The 19,835-nt window shown below is 54.8% G+C and carries 12 protein-coding genes; 5 read left to right on the top strand and 7 right to left on the bottom strand.

The genetic code is table 11. From position 1 onward, the window contains the following. Nucleotides 1–23: 23 nt before the first annotated feature. On the bottom strand, nucleotides 24–1,181 hold the full coding sequence (locus MSKU9_RS01895) for an amine dehydrogenase large subunit (protein ID WP_227002311.1): 1,158 nt from the start codon (nucleotides 1,179–1,181) through the stop codon (nucleotides 24–26). A 544-nt stretch (nucleotides 1,182–1,725) separates the two neighbouring features. Between MSKU9_RS01895 and MSKU9_RS01890 the strand changes: the two genes are divergently transcribed. Then, nucleotides 1,726–3,231: an amino acid permease gene (locus tag MSKU9_RS01890; RefSeq protein WP_141259662.1), complete on the top strand. Its 1,506-nt coding sequence runs from the start codon at nucleotides 1,726–1,728 to the stop codon at nucleotides 3,229–3,231. A 183-nt stretch (nucleotides 3,232–3,414) separates the two neighbouring features. Here MSKU9_RS01890 and MSKU9_RS01885 read toward each other — a convergent pair whose 3' ends face one another. The 3 genes from MSKU9_RS01885 to MSKU9_RS01875 form a co-directional block, all read right to left on the bottom strand. Further along, complete coding sequence (locus tag MSKU9_RS01885; RefSeq protein WP_227002310.1) at nucleotides 3,415–5,505, bottom strand: PQQ-dependent dehydrogenase, methanol/ethanol family; 2,091 nt, start codon at nucleotides 5,503–5,505, stop codon at nucleotides 3,415–3,417. Between the two features lie 317 nt (nucleotides 5,506–5,822). Beyond that, entirely contained in the window at nucleotides 5,823–8,051 is a 2,229-nt protein-coding gene (locus MSKU9_RS01880; RefSeq protein ID WP_227000690.1) for a TonB-dependent receptor, read from the bottom strand. Nucleotides 8,052–8,858: 807 nt separating this feature from the next. Next, nucleotides 8,859–9,431 (bottom strand): phosphatase PAP2 family protein, encoded by a 573-nt coding sequence (locus tag MSKU9_RS01875; RefSeq protein ID WP_141259659.1) that lies wholly within the window; start codon nucleotides 9,429–9,431, stop codon nucleotides 8,859–8,861. Between the two features lie 699 nt (nucleotides 9,432–10,130). Between MSKU9_RS01875 and MSKU9_RS01870 the strand changes: the two genes are divergently transcribed. From MSKU9_RS01870 to MSKU9_RS01860, 3 genes are read left to right on the top strand one after another with little or no spacing between them, the layout of a single operon-like run. After that, a complete protein-coding gene (locus MSKU9_RS01870; RefSeq protein ID WP_227002309.1) occupies nucleotides 10,131–12,512 on the top strand; it encodes a TonB-dependent receptor in 2,382 nt (793 codons plus the stop codon). A gap of 50 nt (nucleotides 12,513–12,562) precedes the next feature. Further along, nucleotides 12,563–14,587, top strand: a complete 2,025-nt coding sequence (locus MSKU9_RS01865) for a phosphocholine-specific phospholipase C (RefSeq protein ID WP_141259658.1) — start codon at nucleotides 12,563–12,565, stop codon at nucleotides 14,585–14,587. Beyond that, nucleotides 14,584–15,834, top strand: coding sequence for a haloacid dehalogenase-like hydrolase (locus MSKU9_RS01860; protein ID WP_141259657.1), 1,251 nt, complete (start codon nucleotides 14,584–14,586; stop codon nucleotides 15,832–15,834). The genes MSKU9_RS01865 and MSKU9_RS01860 overlap by 4 nt, the downstream gene beginning before the upstream one ends. A 115-nt stretch (nucleotides 15,835–15,949) precedes the next feature. Here the strand turns inward: MSKU9_RS01860 and MSKU9_RS01855 are convergent, their stop codons facing one another. Next, nucleotides 15,950–17,224 (bottom strand): MFS transporter, encoded by a 1,275-nt coding sequence (locus tag MSKU9_RS01855; RefSeq protein WP_141259656.1) that lies wholly within the window; start codon nucleotides 17,222–17,224, stop codon nucleotides 15,950–15,952. 471 nt (nucleotides 17,225–17,695) lie between these two features. Between MSKU9_RS01855 and MSKU9_RS01850 the strand changes: the two genes are divergently transcribed. Beyond that, complete coding sequence (locus MSKU9_RS01850) at nucleotides 17,696–18,802, top strand: PepSY-associated TM helix domain-containing protein (protein WP_141259655.1); 1,107 nt, start codon at nucleotides 17,696–17,698, stop codon at nucleotides 18,800–18,802. A gap of 113 nt (nucleotides 18,803–18,915) precedes the next feature. Here the strand turns inward: MSKU9_RS01850 and MSKU9_RS18340 are convergent, their stop codons facing one another. Together MSKU9_RS18340 and MSKU9_RS18335 are read right to left on the bottom strand one after the other, a co-directional pair. After that, on the bottom strand, nucleotides 18,916–19,278 hold the full coding sequence (locus tag MSKU9_RS18340; protein WP_193557610.1) for a transposase: 363 nt from the start codon (nucleotides 19,276–19,278) through the stop codon (nucleotides 18,916–18,918). A 242-nt stretch (nucleotides 19,279–19,520) separates the two neighbouring features. Further along, on the bottom strand, nucleotides 19,521–19,799 hold the full coding sequence (locus MSKU9_RS18335; RefSeq protein WP_193557609.1) for a hypothetical protein: 279 nt from the start codon (nucleotides 19,797–19,799) through the stop codon (nucleotides 19,521–19,523). Between the last annotated feature and the right edge of the window lie 36 nt (nucleotides 19,800–19,835).

The following is a 19,835-nucleotide window of genomic DNA, read 5'->3' as shown; positions in this document are numbered from 1 at the left end:
GTATGAATTAAACGGAGATTGCCTTACGGCGGGGGGACAGTCATGGCACCTGCATCAATATGAGTATTACGCAGCACCTTCCCGGTCTGCAGGTCGATGACCATCAGATTTCCATTTTCCCCGTTGGCATACAGCAATGGTTTCTGGTCCTGACTGACCGCCACCACCTTGGCTGGCGTTGGCAGGTCGATGCGACGTACCAGACGATGTGTCTGCGTATCGAGTTCCCACACTTCGGTGCCCGCTGTCTTGTGGGTCCAGTATGCGCCTGTATGCATAAGGGCGAAAAGATGGTGATTATAGTAGGACATGGCAAACGGCTGCGTGCCGCCCGGACGCCATGCCAGTTCCTGCACCCCGGTTCCGGCAACAGGCTGGCCTGCCGCCTGCTGGATTGACCACGCAGGTTCGACAACCGGTTGCGGACCCAGATGCGCCTTTATGACCTTGCCGCTATAGGTAATGAAATAGGCATCACCCTTCGCGCGTTCCGCCAGGCTCTGTTCGTAGACCGGGTCGCCATCCGCGCTGAAAAACGGTATGGAATGGGTAACGCTGGCTTTCCCATCCGTTCCCACCGCCACATTGGTCAGTGATCCATCACCACACAGGCTGGAAAAGCCACCACTCTGCCATGGGAAGACCAGCGCGCAACCGGGAATATCCACCGTGCGGACCACCTTGAACGCGGACAGGTCAACAACCGTGACGGCGGAAGCCGGGCTGAGGTCGAATATGAACCCTAACTTCCCGTTGGCATCAACATCAAAATTCTGCTGCTTGCGTCCCACCAGTGCGCGGGGGGGCAGCGCCAGTTCGCGCACGCGTTCCAGTGTACGGGCATCGAACTGCTGCAGCATGTCATGCCGGTCCCCATGATCGACAAGCGACCATGACGTCTCGGTTATGTAAATGCTCCGCCGGTCAGGCGTGATGACATTATTGGCCAGCGGCGTTGCGGGAATCGTGCCCAGGATACGGCCGTTATCCCCATCATAAATGGTGATCGCCGTTGTCTTGGTATAGGGAAAGACCCAGTGCGCTCCCATTGCCGGAAGCTGCGCGACATCGCTCTGTTCCGCCTGCAGGGCAGGCGAAGGGTCGGCAGCCAGCGCCAGGACCGGGGAGGAAACCACGACAGCTGCGACCATGGCCGATACGCGCCGAAACCAACCTGTCATGCACTTCCTCCATCAAGATTTCTTACGATACAAATATTATTGCGATATCACAATATAATAAGCCAGCATACCCGATATTACAAATTACGGTGCAGCACGCGTCCGGACTGCCGCACAGCCGGGGCATCATGGACATTTACATCGCCGATTCCAACACATCCACCGTAGCCAGCCCCGACAACCGTGATGAACATGACCTGTCCCCCTTCCTTGTCCGCACGTCACCGGCAGAAACGTTGTCTGCCATCCCCCATCGGCGCGCAGTGCCTCCAGGACATAAGGGCAGGCTGGCGGCCATGACGATCTGGAACGTTAGTGGCCCACACGAACTGTCACACCGGATCGGGGGAGGCTTATATTCCCGGTCACGCGGATTTTCCGCGGCGTGCCAGACGCGCCATGAAAAGACAGGGATGGGACGCCCCCTGCATGGATGGCCGCATCCCTCCTCCAGCGCTTGCGCTTGGCGATTTTATCCGTAGGTTCTGCTTCGCATGAAAGCATATAATGCCGGGTCAGGGGCAAAACGGGGGAAATCGGGTGGATGAAATTTGATCGCGTGAAGTCGTTGGACGCAATCCTGGCGACGGCAAAAAAGAAATCATTGAATCGTTCGCTTGGGGCCTTCCAACTTACGATGCTGGGGATCGGTGGGATTATTGGCACCGGCATATTCGTACTGACTTCCGAAGCCGCGCAGAAAGCGGGACCGGGCATGATGCTCAGTTTCATCCTTGCCGGTTTCATCTGCATGTGCGCGGCGATCTGTTATTCCGAACTGGCATCCATGGTTCCCACCGCAGGATCGGCCTATACCTATACCTATGCCGTGATGGGTGAACGGCTGGCGTGGATGGTGGGCTGGGCGCTGATCCTGGAATATGCCATCGGGGCCTCCGCCGTGGCATCAAGCTGGTCGGGGTACATGATCGGCCTGATCCAGAACCTGTTCCATATCGAAATCTCCCCCCTATGGGTCAACAGTCCATCCGCTGGCGGCTATATCAACCTGCCGGCAGTGGTCATTACCCTGCTGATTACCTGGCTCCTGGTCCTTGGTACGACCGAAAGCGCGCGAGCCAATGCCATTCTGGTCGGCATCAAGGTGGCCGCCCTGTCCCTGTTCGCCATCCTTGCCATTCCGGTCATGAACATCAGTCATTTCGAACCCTTCATGCCGACCGGAATGACAGGTATGGCCGGGGCGGCCGCATCCATCTTTTTTGCCTATGTCGGCTTTGACGCCGTATCAACCGCAGCCGAGGAAACACGCAACCCGCAGCGCAATGTGCCCATCGCCCTGATCGCCTCCCTGGCCTTCTGCACCATTTTTTACCTGCTGGTCTCCCTTGGGGCCATTGGCTCTCCCCTTGGGGCGCAGCCGGTTACCGGGGCCGATGGCAACATACTTGCGCCCGGCACGCTTGCGCTGGATCAGCGATGCCGCACGATTGTCGCGGCCGGCGCGCAGGATCCCCTGCCGTGCTCACACGAAGCCCTGGCGCATGTGCTGCGATCCATCGGCTGGATCAGAATTGGCAACCTGATCGGCCTTGCGGCCACCATTGCCCTGCCCTCTGTCGTACTGATGATGATTTTCGGGCAGACGCGCATATTTTTCACCATGGCACGCGATGGCCTGCTGCCCGACAGCTTTGCCCGTGTTCACCCCCGCTATCGCACACCGCACATCGTGACGACTGTCACCGGCATTGGCACCGCCATCGGGGCCGCCTTCCTGCCCGTGGGCACATTGGCTGACTATTCCAATTCCGGCACGCTGTTTGCATTCGCCATGGTCGCCATATCCGTCCTGATCCTGCGCCGGACCGATCCCACACGTATCCGCCCGTTCCGGGCGCCTGCCATATGGCTGTTCGCGCCGCTTGCCATTCTTGGCTGTCTGTATCTTTACCTGTCACTGGACCTGATCGCGATCCTGGTCCTGCCGGTATGGGGGGCAATCGGGCTGCTCATATATTATGGATATGGCCGGTCACGCAGTTATGTGGGGCGCCGGATTGAAACATCCGACAGCATGGAACCCTGACGTCCCACAGGCTGGCCGAGGCAAGGACTGAATCAAGATAGCCTACTGATAAATAATAAAGTTTTTTGGCGCCGCCTTTTTTCGAAAAGGCGGCGTTTTTCTGAAGCTTTTTTATAATCTTCATAATGTCGCAAAAACAGGCTTTTCAGACAGCCTGCGGGCAGAAAGCTGCCCTTTACGCCATCATGGTTGTGACAGGGTCTGGTGTGCGCGTTCGATGATAAACTGCCGGATGCTTTCAATTTCATCCGGTTTCATGGATTTCTCGAACCCATCCATGCCGAAACTGCTCAGCGCCCCTTTGCCAACAATCGCATAGAAACTGTTTTTGTCCTGAATGGCCGGCGACTTCCTTAAATCCGGCAGGACGCCATTCCATTCCACATTGGCACCGTGGCAGTACTGACAATAATTCAGGTACTGCTGGCTACCCGCCAGTGCCTGCCGGGGCGCGAACGATGCAGGCGGTGGGGATGAAGGAACAGGGTCATCACTGACAGTCGGCAGATGGTCCCTGCCATCAAGGGCGAATGCAAGGACACGGGAATGATTGACAGACCCCGTTTCCTGACGTGCCAGCCCGGTGGCAAACAGGCCATACGACCCGCCCCATCCCACTTCAATGGCGACATACTGCCGACCACCGATACGATAGCTGACGGGAGAGGCGATAATGCCGCTCTGCGCATCGAAGCTGAAAAGATCCTTCCCATCATGTGCGTCATAGGCATGGAACGTGCCGTCGGTCAGCCCCTGGAACACCAGGTCACCAGCGGTGGAAAGAACCCCGCCATTTGCCGGTCCTTTCTGCACCACTTCCCAGCGTGCTTTCTGCTCCACGGGATCCCATGCCACCAGCGATCCCCGCAGGTCCCTGACACCAGCTTTCTGTTCCTCGACGGATGGCATTTTATCATCTGGCTGAATATCCAGCCCCAGATTCCAGCCATCAGGCAGGGGCTTGAATTTACGTGCGCCCTTCAGGTGATCAGGCACCTGCTGGGTCGGCAGGTATACCAGTCCCGTGCGTGGGCTGTAGCTCATGGCGGCAATACCGTGCCCACCCATATCCCCCGGAAAGACATAGAATGGCTTGCCGGTGACGGAATACTGCGCATCCGGATTGAAGATTGGCCGCCCGGTTTTCGGATCCAGACCTTTTGCCCAGTTCACGAAAACGAAATTTTTCCCAGAAATGAATTCACCCGTCGCGGCATCCAGAACGTAGAAAAAACCGTTTTTGGGTGCATGCACGATCACATGCCGCATCTGCCCATCAAGGGGAAGGTCAAGCGTCATGATCTGCTGGGTTGATGTATAATCCCACTGGTCTTCAGGTGTCTCCTGAAAATGCCAGACATATTCCCCCGTATCCGGCTTTACGGCGACAATGCTGTCAAGGAAGAGGTTGTCCCCCTTTCCATTGGAACGGATACCATAACTCCATGGCGACCCGTTACCCGCCCCGAAATAGACCAGATCCGTCACAGGGTCATATACGATCGAATCCCATACGGTGCCACCACCACCCTGCCGCACCCATGCGCCTGTGGGGCTCCATGTCGGATAGGCACGGGTCATAAGAACCGTATCGGATGGCGCATGGTCAGGTCTGTTATGCGGATTGGGTACCGTAAAAAACCGCCAGTCCAGCTTGCCCGTTTCCGCGTCGAATGCCGAAATGAAGCCACGGGCACCGAATTCCGCACCACCATTACCGATCAGCACCCTACCCTTTGCAATACGCGGTGCACCGGTAATGGTATAGGCCTGCTGCTGCCCCAGATCGGCATCTGTCGGGATCGTATTGATACTCCAGATAACCTTGCCGTCCCGGGAATCCAGTGCAATCAGCCTGTTGTCAAAGGTCGCCAGATACAGCTTGCCATTCCAGTAGCCCAGGCCACGGTTCACGATGTCGCAACATCCCCGGACCCCGACCTTGCCGTCCACCTTCGGATCATAGGCCCATAGCAGACGTCCAGTCGCGGCATCCAGCGCCTTGACCTTGCTCCATGCGGTGGTGGTATACATGACACCATTGATGATCAGAGGCGTTGCTTCCTGCCCCCGGTTGGTATCCAGATCATAATGCCATGCCAGATGCAGGTGGCCGATGGTTTTGGCATTGATCTGCTTTAACGGGCTATATCGCTGTTCTGAATAAGTACGGCCATGGGTCAGCCAGTCATCGGGATGATCATCGGCATGAATAATGGCATCCCCTGTTGTTTCCGCGCGCACCGGAACAGCCGCACACAGGAGGATTCCCATACCCAGCAGAACATCACGCAACCGAAGACTGGAAAAATGATCGCCCCGAATATTCTTATACCGCATTCCCATAGAGCATATTTCCTTTCCCGACCAAGCCCATTCGACTTAAATATTTCTATATCGTATCTAATATCAACAGAAACTACACGTGGTTTTTCGCATCATCAACCGGGATCCCCTGCCCATGGGCAGACATTACACCAGAAGGAATAAAATAAACCCGACATATCGTGAATGGATTTCATTCAAAATAAAAAAGGGGGCAGATTGATTTCTGCCCCCGCAATACAACATATGAAACAGATTTTCTTCATTCAGTAGAAATGCGCACTGATCGTTCCGAAATACTGTCGCACTGCCCCGCGCTCCATGGAATAGGCATCGCCTGATGTGGGGTTTCCATTCTCACCCATCATGGAAATATATTTGGTGTTATTCAGGTTATACACACTGAAATCAAATGTCAGTCCCTTCAGTGGACCATAGTCCCCAAACCGGTAACGCGCCCCCAGATTGACCAGCCAGTAGGGTGCGACCCATGTATCGTTTGTATAGCTGAAATAACGTTTTGAATAGTAGTTGGCATCAAGGTGTACTTCCGCACCCTTATAGCCATAGGTAATATTCGCCTTATACATGATCTGCGGGAAGTTCACGAATTTCTTGCCGCGCGTATCCGCATACCCCCCGGAACCGTCGGGAAAATTGCTGCCATAGGTCGAGTGGTTGTAGCTGATGCTGCTAAATGCAGAAAGCCCCTTCATCACGCCGCGTCTGAACGGCTGAATGGTAAGAGCAGCGTCTACACCATAGATCGAAACATGCCCCGTATCGACAACCGTACCGACAACGTTGCCCAACCCCTGACTACCGGGCACTTCGCCATACTGCAGGCGATGATAAGCATCGGCATGATAAGCATCGATCGAGGCAATGACGGGCCGGGAAGTATAGCGATACCCCACCAGGTAAACCCAGTCACGTTCCGGACGCAGCGTCTTCTGCAGTCCCTTGAATGTCGCCTGGTTCTGCACGGACCATGGCGAGGCGCCACCCCCTTCATACGCCTGAACCTGATAGCCACGCATATTTTCGGCTACATCGAAATAGATTTCGTGACCGGGCAGGAAGCGGTAATTCACGGCAACATGCGGCAGGAATGCCGCAGCCGCGGTCAGTGACCCGTTTGCAAGCGGATCCGTGCTGCCGGTAAAGGCCGGATCCTGCCACTGTGCGCCGCCGGATGTGGTCGTAATCATGGACCGGAAGCCCGCATGAATATCCAGGTTACGCACGGGATGATACACATCGGACAGGAAATACTGGAATGTATTCGTCGTCCACTTGAACCCGTAGGGCGACATGAAGGCCTTGCCGTAGGTATTATAGGGCCCGATTGTCAGAAGAGGTGGCGCGCCGGATGCCAGGGTCGGTTCATTATAAAAATAGTTGGACTGTTCCTGATTATTGTTTTCCAGCCAGATGCCGGATTCGATATGGTTATGCGCAATATCGTACTGGATGGCCGATGTCATGCCATAACGGACTTCGTGGGACTGCCATACCTGTTCCGAAAACGGTGCAGCGGAATCCCCGCCCATCTTGTTGACTGATGGCTGATAGGGATTGCCATAAGTCGTATACAATACTTCGCTATTGCCATAAAAAATGGTTTTCCAGCGCAGGTTATTGGTCAGGGCAAAATCAAGTGTCAGACCACCAAGATAGGAAACCTGATGCTGGCCACCATCATAAATGGTGTCATAATTCCCGGCCGCGGCCGCCGCATATGCTTTGCCAAAATCAGGATAATAATCATCCGTCCGCCAGCCGTATTTACGGATACTGGCCAGCGACATATCCGCGTAACCCCATTGCGAATTGTTGGACCAGTTCATGAATGCGGAAATATGGCTGTCCTGTCCTACGGGCTGCACCAGCTTGGCTTCCGCCTGCTGCTGCAACTGGTCACCGCCCCCTTTCCATTTATGCGTATCAGAGCGCGCATATGAAACGTAGAACTTGGTTCCCGATGAATTCAGCTTACCGCTATCAAAACGCCCAAAAGTTCGGAAGGACGCATTACTTCCGAACATCTGCGAGACCTGTCCTTCCATCCTGTCGGAAGGATCGCTACTGTGGACCTGAATCGCGCCACCCAGATTGGTATTGGACGCCACGTTTACTGCGCCACCACCCTGAGAGACAGACATGAAACCGATATTATTGGTAATGATCGCCTGACTGAGGCCAAGGCCACTGACAGTATTATACGACTGGTCATTCAGCGGGATCCCGTCCAGCGTCATGCCCAGTTCATTCCAGAAGAAGCCACGCATATAAAGGCTGCTGGACCAGGCATCCAGCCCCAGGGCATCGCCTGAACTGAAGCTGAGACCCGGCGTACGTGCGGCCAGAACCTTCAGCGGGTTCGTACCGGGCACGAACTGCTGCATGACCTTCTGTCCAACCGTCTGTTCCGATCCGTGAGAGACGGAATGTGACCTGGTGACCGAAATCTGTTCATTCCTGGGCTGGGGCATCTGTGCCGTATGGTGTGCGGCACTCCGGGTGGCCTTACCCTTATTTGAAATGGAATCCGATTGCGCACGTATTACTGTATTCTGCTGATCAGAGCTGGCGGCATGGGCATCCCATGTCAGGGCCGTTGCCCCAAGGCATAAAGTCCAGAATGAAAACGTTTTTTTCATCTACGCGCCTCAAGTAAGAATCAATATTTTTCGATATTAATTCGAAACGTTTCATCTATGTCCACATCTTTTGTTATGCCCCCAAAGAAACATGACAAATTTACAACATACTGGTGCATTTTAACTACATTCATGTTGAAATATTTCAAAATTTTTCTTTATTTGTAGTTTTTGAAAACGAATGTAATAATATAATTAAACGTTTGATTAAAGTAACGAATTTACATCAGGCATCATTCCCTGCCATGGACGATAGCTGGTACCGGTTATCTCGCACCTGACGAAATACGGCACGTCTGATTGCCTGATTCCCAGCATTTATGCCCAGAATAATCTATCATTTGCTTGACTATTACAATTAATCGCAAATCGCCTGATATATTATGCGTTCTCAGGATTGCAATCCTGCCTCACCTTATCCCGGCAGACCTGCAACCCACCCATCAAAAGCATATGATCCAGAAAACCCTTTTCTGACTGATCAAGGGGCACATGCTCCTGCACTTGGCTTTCCACAATTTGTAATGGGCCTTTTCATGTCACTATAAATAAAACGAAATAACAATGTTGAATTTTGATGATATATGAAATTCAACATTGTAATGACGTAAATTTGTTGAGATATCCTAAAACCGGTTATTATAGATGGGTCGGAAAAATTTCCTGAGGACAAAAGACACGACGGATCGTTTCTTCCGCCCCCATATGAAGCCCGTGGAACAGCAGGGCGACGCACGCGACGCAGGGCAGCAGATACCCCCATAGCGAACGGGGTACCGGACCACATTTCAGTCCCAATACCATCCCGGCAGCACACCCGATGCATGTTCCGGTCACGATTTCGCCTATGGTATGGGCCTGCAATCGCCAGCGGGTAAATCCCATAACCACAGCGACCCCCAGCAGGGGCAGCAGCATAGCAGCCGGATAATGGATAAACCGACGACGCAGCAACATAACCAGCAGCCCGCCATACGTGATGCAGGCGGCCGCCACATGCCCGCTGGGGCTGAACACGTCCGCCTGCGTGAACCATGCATAATACAGCCCCGCAATCTTGAGCAGAAGCATCACACCCAGCGTCAGGGGGATCACCGAACACCAGATCCGCATGCCCCGCCACCATCCGTGCAATCCCATGATACAGCCAACCGTCACCACTACCGGCAGAATATCGGCCTGATCGGCGAAGTCGGTGATGAAACGCATCATGGGGGAAAGGGCCACCCTGTCCTGTTTGCGTACGGCATATCACAGGCAGGACATGACCACCAGAACACTGCGTATGCGCGGGGCCATGCGCAAATGACATTGGCAATTGCGACACTGTGGATATGGTCCGTATATGCTGCCATTACGATAACGTTCGCTCCTGTGTCATAAAAACAACAATATATCCCTACATCGCACATCAATGTCTGAAACCCGGACAGCCGCCCTGAATTCATATCCATATCGTTTCAATATTTTCCATTCATATTAATGGAATTATGGAAAACTGCTTCGTATCCGGATTAGATTTCTTTCTGAATCCATCATACATGAACACTCCATATGCCTCCCGCACCGCCTGTCATCATGAAAATAATTCCTCATAGATTGATAAATTTTTTAAATAAAAATTCCACATAAAATAATAAAATTATTGTTATTTATTTCAGAGAACATAAATCGCAAAAAACATTCACGCGAACACCCCGCATAAATTACCAAAATAAAATAAATATAATACTGAAAAAACAGTTTAGAAACAATTCGATTATTTCCGCAGTCGCATAATATAAAGATTTAATAATACTGTAATTATAGTGTCATAAAATCATCACGAGACACCATGAAACCCGAAACATAGGGTGTGCCGCGTCATCCAACCACCACCAATCGGGGCCTTGTCATGAGGGATCACGCTGCATGAAAAAGAATAAGATTCTTCTTCTCACAACATGCATGAGTTCTTTGTTTTTCCATAATGCCCATGCAGCCAGCACGGCACAGAAGCAGCCTGTAACCAAGCAGACGGACCAGCGTGGCAAAGCCCCTGCAGGCAAAGCCACGGCAAACGCCAGGGCGGATTCCGTAACCGCCACCAAGGCGGAATCTATCATTGTCATGGGCGCGGGCGCCGCACGTGAAACACAGTCGCTGTCTCATCTCGCCCTGCAGGAAGTCGCCCCCGGCACCAGTCCGCTCAAGACCCTGTCCAAGCTGCCGGGCGTCATGTTCACTTCTTCCGATCCGCTGGGATCGTATGAGTGGTCGCAGCAGATCATCATCCGTGGGTTTGACCAGAGCCGCCTTGGCTTCACCATGGATGGCATCCCGCTGGGCAACCTCGCTTATGGTAACGATAACGGTCTTTCAATCGGTCGTGCGCTGCAGACGGAAAATAATGGGCCGGCAACACTGGCCCAGGGCGCGGGTGCAGTCGGTGTGGCTGCATCAAACGATCTCGGTGGCGCGCTGGAATTCACGTCCATTGACCCAAGCAAGAAATTTGGCGTTGATGTAGCGGGTACCGTGGGATCATACGGCACATGGCGCACATTCGCCCGTATCAATTCAGGCACCCTGCCCGGTGGCGGGCGGCTTTATGTTTCCTATGACTATCAGGATGCCAACAAGTGGAAGGGCGACGGCATCCAGCAGCAGCAGCAGGCCAATGCCAAGTTCATCCAGCCGCTGGGTGACAAGGTCAAGCTCACCCTGTTCGGTGATTACAGCCAGCGCGCGGAAAATGATTATCAGGATCTCTCACTGCAGATGATCCAGACCAAGGGTTATAACGTCGATAACGTTACCAACAACTATGGACTGGCCAAGCAGATCGCCACGGCTTACCAGACCGGCAAGCCCTTCCCCGCAGGCATCGCCAACCAGGATCAGTCCTATTACAACTCCGCCGGCCTGCGTCAGGATGTGCTGGGGTATGGCAAGTTCGATTTCCATCTGACCGACCACCTGAAGGGCTTCGCCACCGTTTACGGTCATACCAATACGGGTGAAGGCATTTACGCCACGCCATATACGGCAACACCTGCATCCCTGGGTGGATCTCCACTTTCCGTCCGTACCACGGAATATGACATTCACCGCGAAGGCTTTATCGGCAGCCTGTCCTATGAGATCGCACATCATACGATCGAAGGTGGCTTCTGGTTTGAAAACAACGATTTTGAACAGGCACGTCGCTTCTATCCGCTCAGCGCGGACAAATATACAGGCAGTTCCGTCCACTGGTTCCGCAACAACCCGTTCGAAACCCAGTGGCAGAGCGCCTTCAACACCAAGACCTACCAGTTCCATATTCAGGATACATGGCAGATCACCCCGGCCCTGAAACTGAATTACGGTTTCAAGTCACTGGTTGTCGATAACCGGGGCCGCCAGCTGGAAGGCAACTACATGGGCACACCGGTGGCCAATACATATGCATCGGGTTCCATTACATCGGCCAATGGTTTCCTGCCGCAGCTTGGCGCCAACTACCGCATCAACCGCCATAACGAAATCTTTGCCGATTTCGCCCGCAACATGGCGGCCTTTGACAACTCGACCACGGGCGCCACCAGTCCGTTTGCAATGACATCCGCCGCCTATGCCGCGTCCAAGAAAACGCTGCACCCGGAAATGTCCTACAGCGAGGAAATTGGCTACCGATTCCATAACCGGCGCATCCAGGCGTCCATTACCGGTTACTACATCGAATTCGAGGACCGGCTGGCATCCATTTCACCTGTATCCAGCGGCACGAACGTTCAGGGTTACGCCAGTATCCTGACGAATGTCGGTGGCGTGACCGCCCGTGGCATTGATACGGCATTCAACTACCGCTTTGCGGATAACTGGTCGCTGTATGTGTCCTACGCATATAACCAGTCCGTCTATGATGACAACCTGACTACGGGCGGCGTGACCTACGCCACCCGCGGCAAGAGCGTGGTTGGCATGCCGCGCAACCTGGCCAACGTCCAGATCAGTTATGATGATGGCACGATCTGGGGTAATATTGGCATGCAGTATCAGGGACGCCGGACCTATACTTACACCAACGACCAGTGGATCAAGCCGAATGACATCTTCAACCTGAACGTCGGTTACCGTTTCCACAGCCATAACTGGGCACTGCGTGGTCTGGATGCGCAGATCAACGTGACCAACCTGTTCGACAAGCGCTACGTGGCAACGGTCGGCAGCACGGGCTTTGCGGTAAGCGACCCCACGGGCAGCCTGCAGACACTGCAGGCCGGTGCGCCGCGCATGGTCTTCTTCACCCTGCGCAAGCACTTTTTCTGATATCACCACGCCGGCTTTCGACCCTTCATCAGTCTATGGATGACCACCCCATGTCCGATATCCCCAACCGCCGTCAGTTCCTGAAATTCAGCGCAGCCGCCGCCGTTGGCGCGACGCTGCCTGAAAACCTGAAACGGGCACTGGCGGTCGCCCCCAACAGGGTGACCGGCACGATACAGGACGTGGAGCATGTGGTTATCCTGATGCAGGAAAACCGGTCATTCGATCACTACTTCGGCTGCCTGCAGGGCGTGCGGGGATATGGTGATCCCCACGCTGAAAAACTGCCCGATGGCAGCAGTGTCTTTGCACAACCGGATGGGAAGGGTGGCCATATCATGCCCTTCCTGTTCAATACCGCGCATACCTCCAGCGCCTGCCTTGCCAGCCTTGACCATAGCTGGAAAGGCACGCAGACGGCATGGAATGACTGGAACACGTGGGTGCCGCACAAGACGCCCATGACCATGGGCCATTTCACCCGCGCGGAAATTCCCTATTATTATGCGCTGGCCGATGCCTTTACGATATGCGATGCCTATCATGCCTCCATTTTCGGACCGACCAACCCCAATCGACTGTTCCTGTTCACAGGCACGAACGGGCTGGCGGTCGGTAATGACGGATTGCAGGCCATACGGAATGTCGATGATGGCAACTGGTCCGCGGACATGGCGCATGACCGGGCTGATTTCACACCTTTCCGCTGGACCACCTATCCCGAAAAACTGCAGGCGGCTGGCATATCATGGCGCGTTTATCAGGAATATGACAATTTTGGTGACAACCCGCTGGCGTCCTTTGCACAATTTCGTAACCTTGATCCCCGGTCATGGGAATATCAGCGCGCCCGCCTGATCGTGCCGGGATCCACCGCCACCAACATGCATGATACCGAAGGCCGCTACCTTGTCGCCGCCTTTGAAGATGATGTCGCGCATGGCAGGCTGCCGCAGGTTTCATGGATCGTGCCGCCAGCCGCCCTGTCGGAACATCCCGATGCCCCGCCCGGTTACGGCGAACACCTGATCTCCCGGCTGATGGACGTTTTTGTGCGCCATCCCGATGTCTGGGCCAAAACAGTTTTTATCCTGAATTATGATGAAAATGATGGTTTCTTTGACCACGTTCCCCCGCCGGTCCCCGCACTTGACCCACGCCAAGGCACCAGCACGATCGCAACTGATGGGGAATCCTATCATACCGTCCCGGTGGGACTGGGGCCGCGCGTGCCCGCAATCGTGGTCTCACCATGGACCAAGGGCGGCTGGGTTAATTCACAGGTATTCGACCATACCTCGGTCCTGCGCTTCCTTGAGACGCGTTTTGGTGTAGAAGCTCCCAACATCACCCCATGGCGGCGCGCTGTATGCGGGGACATGACCTCCATTTTCGATTTTGCGCAGACGGACCGCCGGTGGGCCGCGCACCTGCCGCGGACGGATACCTATCTGGCGGAAACACGCCAGTCATGCATGCTGCCCAAGCCCAATATTCCCGTCCAGCAGGCTCTGCCGCAGCAGGAAACCGGCCAACGTCCGGCCCGCGCCCTGCCCTACCGGCTGCATGCGGACCTGATTGCGCCGGGTCATCTCCATATCGCGAATGAAGGCAGGCAGGGTGCGGTACTGCGTATCCGTGATGGCAGGATAACACGCCATTATACACTGGGCACCGGATCCGACATGACCCTACCGGTCACAGCCCACGGCAGCCAGCCCGTGACGATCCATGGACCTAACGGTTTCTTCCGCCAGTTTCAGGGCAAGAGCCTGCCGGGCGCAACCCTGCGTTACGACCCGGCCCGTGACGTGGTTGTGCTGTCGCTACATAACCATGGCCATGCATCCCGCACGGTCCGGATTGAAGATGCCTATACCCACACCGTCCACGAAGCTGAACTGTCTCCCAATATGACAACCGACACCATATGGCCGATCGCCGCATCCGATCACTGGTATGACCTGACCGTCCACGACCCGCATCACGCGCACCGCCTGATCCAGTTGGCGGGACATATCGAAAATGGCAGGCCAAGCCGTACGGATCCCCATATGGGCCAGACCGGCGCATGAAATTCCTGACCCGTCGCACCATGCTGGCCGCTGGTATCACGGCTGGCATCAGCCCATCTTTGCCCGCATGGGCCGCTGGATGCGCCCCGGCGCTGGCACCGCTGAAATGGGCGCCCCGCACCCGCCGCATAATCGAACGCCTGATCGCCATCCATGGCAATGCCGCCGCCAGCTATAACCCGGCCCGGCGCCCTTATGCCGTATTCGACTGGGACAACACCTGTATCGCGGGCGATTGCGAGGAAAGCCTGCTGCATTACACGGCCAACCATTTTGCATTCGCGATGTCAGCCGAAACCTTTGCCCAGGCGACAGCACGCGACGTACCTGCACACACATTTACAGGCCCCTTTCGGACCGTATGTGGACAAAATATCCGCTTCAGGGACCTTCATGCCGATCTGTGCGCGGATTATGCCCTTCTGTCCGCCCGGTCCATGCCCCCGGCGCCAACAGACCCGGCGCTGCTAAGTCTGCGTTCGAAGCTTGTTTTTGCCTATGATGCCATCAACGCCACATGCAATGGAGATATAGCCTGCCGCTGGATCATCCGCTTGCTGGCCGGTCATGACGCAACCGGACTGGCGGCGTTGGCCAAGGCATCCAACTCATGGCATCTGGCGCAGGGCATGGGACAGGAAACATGGATCACGCCGCACACCCGGACCGGACAGGCAGGCATCGTTGCACGCCCCATCCAGACCGGACTGCGCCTGACACCGGAGATCGCGAACCTGCAATCGGTGCTGCAGCAGGCGGGCATTGATGTTTATGTCTGTTCCGCATCACTGGAAGAAGTCGTGGCCGTGTTCGCTACCGATCCCGATTATGGCTATGACCTGCCACGCCAGAATATTATGGGCGTACGTATGGACTGGTCCGGTGGCAGACTGGGGCTTGATGCCGCACCGCACTGGCCCGTCACCTATCGCACGGGCAAGGTACGTGCCATACGTCAGGCACTGGCAGGGGCACGCGGTTATGGACCGTTACTGGTGTGTGGGGATAGTGACGGAGATTACGCCATGCTGACCGAATTTCCCGATACCCGCCTTGGGCTGGTGGTCAACCGACTGTCTTCCGGCCCGATTGGTACCATAGCAAGCCGGGCCGCAGCACAGTTATCAGTCCCGCAGCCCCGCTTTGTCCTGCAGGGATGCGATGAGAATACCGGTGAATGGCGACCATCAGAACAGAGCATTCCCATGGGTTCCCGATTACCCGCACTGGTGGTTACGCATTCCTGAAAACATACTCCGTATGACAGGATGAAAAGGCCAAGAAGCAGCGTAAAAAGCCTGCCCGGAAAATATCAGGCAATCGATTAAGAGATTTTTGGGGTGAAGCATTTAAAAATTTCTCTCACTGCCCTGCAGGACCTGTACGCGCCAGACCAAGAACACCCACAATGGATATCCCTGCAAGAATGGAGAAAAAAACAGCTAGCGGCAGCCATTGCCCTGCATAACGGGCAGCGATGAGCGTCCCGATCAACGGCGTAAAACCGGAAATCAGCGAAGAACTGGTCTGATAGGCAATGGAAATGGCAGTATAACGGATCGCAGGCCGAAAAGCTGCCGCCATATATCCGGCCACAACGGCATAAAAGGCGGACAAGGTAACAATAGTGGCTGAGATACCCGCTGAAATCAGCCAGATATCATGCGTCCGCAAAAGCAGGAACATGGGATAGGGCAGAAAGGCACAGGCCGTTGCCGTGGTCAGCAGGAAACGCGTCTCCCCTACCCGTTCGCCAGTCCATGCCGCCAGTGGCTGGGTGACAAGTTGCAGAAAAGTGGCAATGAACAGCGCATTCAGAATGGTTTCGCGGTCAATATGTTCATAACGCGTTGCATAGCTGAGCAGGAACGTGTTCATGAAGAAAAAACCTGCCGTCCCGATGACGGCAGCAGCACCGGCATAAACAATTTTTGTCCACTCTCCCGACAGGGCACTCAGGGATGAAGGCGGTGGTGCTTGTGCATCTGCGACCTGGGCAAGGAATTCAGGGGTTTCATGCAATTGCCGTCGCAACAGGTAGCAGCCCAACGCAATACCGCCTCCCAACAGGAATGGGATACGCCATGTCCAGGCCAGAAACGTTTCCACCCCAAAGGCATTGGCCATGCGAAAGGTCAGCAATGCCAGCAGCATACCGGCCGGACTGCCAAGCTGTGCGAAGGAGGCCGCGAATGTCTTGCTGCCCGCCGTCGCATGCTCACTGGCCATAAGCACGGCACCACCCCATTCCCCTCCGACTGATATGCCCTGCACGATACGCAGCGCCACCAGCAGGATGGGTGCCCATACCCCGATGGACGCATAACCCGGCAGCAGACCCACCCCCATGGTGGCCAGTCCCATCGCCGCCACCGTCAGGGTCAGTATCCGCCTGCGCCCCCAGCGGTCCCCCAGAATGCCGAATACGGTGCCAGCCAGGGGACGGGCGATGAACCCTGCCGCTAGCGTGCCGAAAGATGCGATATCGGAAACAGTCGTTTTTTCACCGGGAAAGAATACATGACCCAGAACCAGCGCGGATGCCAGCGCATAGACGTAATAATCATAAAATTCGAGCGAAGTGCCGACAAAAGCCGACAGTGCCGCGCGGCGCACATGACCTGGACCGTTGTTCACAAACCCTCCTGTTGACCTGTAGCCTTATCCACAGCACTCCATTCATAACGGAATCGGTTCATTCCGGCGAACACATTTTCTGAATTTATCAGCATTGCCATTTTGTATATGCGCAGGCTGCAATATAAAAATTTTTACCATATCATTATACGGTCGCAACAAAAAAACCAGCATATCCTCCATCCTGAGGGACGCGTCACCACTTCAGGTGTCATTAACCGACCGCAAAAGTTATATTCCGATCAGACTACATAAATACCATTATTTATAGATATTTTTACATATAAATATTTCATATTCTGATCTGCAATTGATGATGCGCATCACATAAAGCGTTCAATCAATGCACATTATACAAAACAGGAAAATGATACGTTTTTTTACTTCAATCCAGGGGTTGGACGGTTGGTCATCATGATCATGCCATGATAGCATTATGGTCTGTCATAGACATGCAGGAAAACAAGCAGCGTGTTTCGTAAAATCCATCGCTGGATGGGACTTCTCCTTATGCTTCCACTGGTCCTGCAGGGACTGACCGGAACGCTGCTGATCGTCATTCCGCTGCTGCTGCCACAACGCCCCCATGTCACGGCTACTGATGCACAGGCCGGGGCCGAAGCCATAATTGCCGCATCCCGCCCTCGCGCCCCGGCCGGCATGATCCCGCTGCGCCTCATCCCCGCACGCTGGGCCGGCGATAGCGCGATGGTCACATATGGGCCAGCAGGAGAACGGCATCCGACCTTTGAAGTGTTCGTCAATCCCTATCATCCGTCGGTTATCAATACATATGTTGTGCCGTCCTATATCCGCTTCCTGCACAATCTTCATGCGGATCTGTTCCTGCTGCCCTACGGACAGACGGCAACAGGCATAATGGGCATCATACTAAGCGCCATGGCGTTTACAGGTCTGGTCATATGGTGGCCCCATCCCGCATTATGGAAAACGGGAAAATGGCGCAAGACCGTCATGATCGCACCCCGTGCACGTGGCCTGCGCCTGTGGCGGGAGGTGCATGTCAGTTCAGGATTCTGGTTTTCGTTCCTGCTACTTTTCATGGCACTTAGCGGATCCGTGCTGGCGTTTCCCTTCGCACGTCCCCTGTTTGGCATCAGTCGTCCCGCTGCCCATGAACACAGCCATCATGAACATGCGTCCCCAGCCTCCACCACAGGAGAACAGGGACTGGACGAATCACTGGCTGCGCTAAAAAAACAGATGCCGGAAACGATCCTGTTATCAGTGCAGTTGGGGGAACACCCGGCACAACAGTCGCTCGAAGTGATCCTGCCTGCCTATGGCCCCAACCACCCGGCTACCGTTCAATACGATGCCCCGACAGGCCGCATGCACATAACCCGCGACCCAGGACAACAACGCCGGGGAGAATGGAGCTTCCAGTGGCTGCATATGCTTCATGAAGCAAGGCTTGCTGCGCCTGCTCCCGTCGCCGTCATATGGAAAACCGCCGTGGCGGCAGGTGGCCTGGTGCTTGTCGTGCTGGCGTTCTCCGGCGTGGGTATGTGGACCATACGCCGTCGGGGCGCAGCACGCCGCGAAAATGGGTCATAACGGCTAAACCCGCATTGCCGATCATAATGCCTGCGAATCATAGAAAAGTTTTCGGTATCGCTTTTTCAAAAAGCTTTAAAGAACGCCACCTTTTTGGGGCCTGTTGAGAATTATCATGAATTGATGATTGCGGCGGCGAGATGGTTCATGCCTGCAAATGATCTGTCTGTCCTGTCGCTCCGCATGGCGATGCGCTTGAGCGCCTTGTGCTTGCAGAAGAATCTCTCAATGAGACGGCACGCTTTGAACAGGGCCCCATCGAACGGGCATCTGTCGAGACGGTTCGAGTGCTGGGGAATGACCACGCAGGCGCCTTGCGCGCGGATGGCATACACGATCCAGTGGACGTCAAACGCCCTGTCAGCAGGAAGCCTCCTGAAATCCGTCGGTTGGAGACGGGGCGCAACCCCGACCGTGTCGTAATGCTGGCCGGGAATGCGGGTAAAGCGGACCAGATTACCCGGAGCGTCGGTCATGGCGATGATCTTCGTTGACCATTCCGTTAGACTGCGTCTGATTGCCTGTTTTCCGGTCCCCTTTTTGCCCCCTGTCGTGGCGGTGAACCCGGATCACCGGTACCGTCGATCATCGCATATTCCATGTTGGCACCGTCAGAGACGGCTTCGAAAATTCGCTGAAAAATCCCTGACTTTCGTCCAAGTCGGTGTAGCGCAGGTAAACCGGGTTCCAGTGTCCGAAATACAGGTGGCAGGTCCCGCTACGGACTGCCCGTCCGGGCGATCCATGAGACCGCTTCGATAAAGAGGCGGTTATCCTTCCCGCTGCGTCCCCGATCCGTCTCTTTCCAAGGCACAGCGGTTCCATTTTCGCCCATTGGGCATCGATCAGGATGAAGCAATTCATAAAAGTTTTGCAGCATATCAAGAGACTTGAAAAAACCAATTCCCAACAGACCCCAATAAGCTACATAAAGAATCGTGCAAAACGCCATCGATACAAAAGGACGGATGTGGCATTTCCTGTAATGCTTTACCATACGGCGCGCCTGACGGGGCCATACCAAACAAATAGC

The sequence above is a fragment of the Komagataeibacter diospyri genome (assembly GCF_006538165.1).
GTDB classification, from domain to species: domain Bacteria; phylum Pseudomonadota; class Alphaproteobacteria; order Acetobacterales; family Acetobacteraceae; genus Komagataeibacter; species Komagataeibacter diospyri.
This window is presented reverse-complemented; position numbering and strand designations above follow the sequence as displayed.

Excerpts from the sequence above, each read along its gene's own strand:
- MSKU9_RS01895 (WP_227002311.1), bottom strand. The coding sequence starts at position 1,181 with ATGACAGGTTGGTTTCGGCGCGTATCGGCCATGGTCGCAGCTGTCGTG.
- MSKU9_RS01890 (WP_141259662.1), top strand. The coding sequence starts at position 1,726 with ATGAAATTTGATCGCGTGAAGTCGTTGGACGCAATCCTGGCGACGGCA.
- MSKU9_RS01885 (WP_227002310.1), bottom strand. The coding sequence starts at position 5,505 with ATGGGAATCCTCCTGTGTGCGGCTGTTCCGGTGCGCGCGGAAACAACA.
- MSKU9_RS01880 (WP_227000690.1), bottom strand. The coding sequence starts at position 8,051 with ATGCCCCAGCCCAGGAATGAACAGATTTCGGTCACCAGGTCACATTCC.
- MSKU9_RS01875 (WP_141259659.1), bottom strand. The coding sequence starts at position 9,431 with ATGATGCGTTTCATCACCGACTTCGCCGATCAGGCCGATATTCTGCCG.
- MSKU9_RS01870 (WP_227002309.1), top strand. The coding sequence starts at position 10,131 with ATGAAAAAGAATAAGATTCTTCTTCTCACAACATGCATGAGTTCTTTG.
- MSKU9_RS01865 (WP_141259658.1), top strand. The coding sequence starts at position 12,563 with ATGTCCGATATCCCCAACCGCCGTCAGTTCCTGAAATTCAGCGCAGCC.
- MSKU9_RS01860 (WP_141259657.1), top strand. The coding sequence starts at position 14,584 with ATGAAATTCCTGACCCGTCGCACCATGCTGGCCGCTGGTATCACGGCT.
- MSKU9_RS18340 (WP_193557610.1), bottom strand. The coding sequence starts at position 19,278 with ATGACCGACGCTCCGGGTAATCTGGTCCGCTTTACCCGCATTCCCGGC.
- MSKU9_RS18335 (WP_193557609.1), bottom strand. The coding sequence starts at position 19,799 with ATGGTAAAGCATTACAGGAAATGCCACATCCGTCCTTTTGTATCGATG.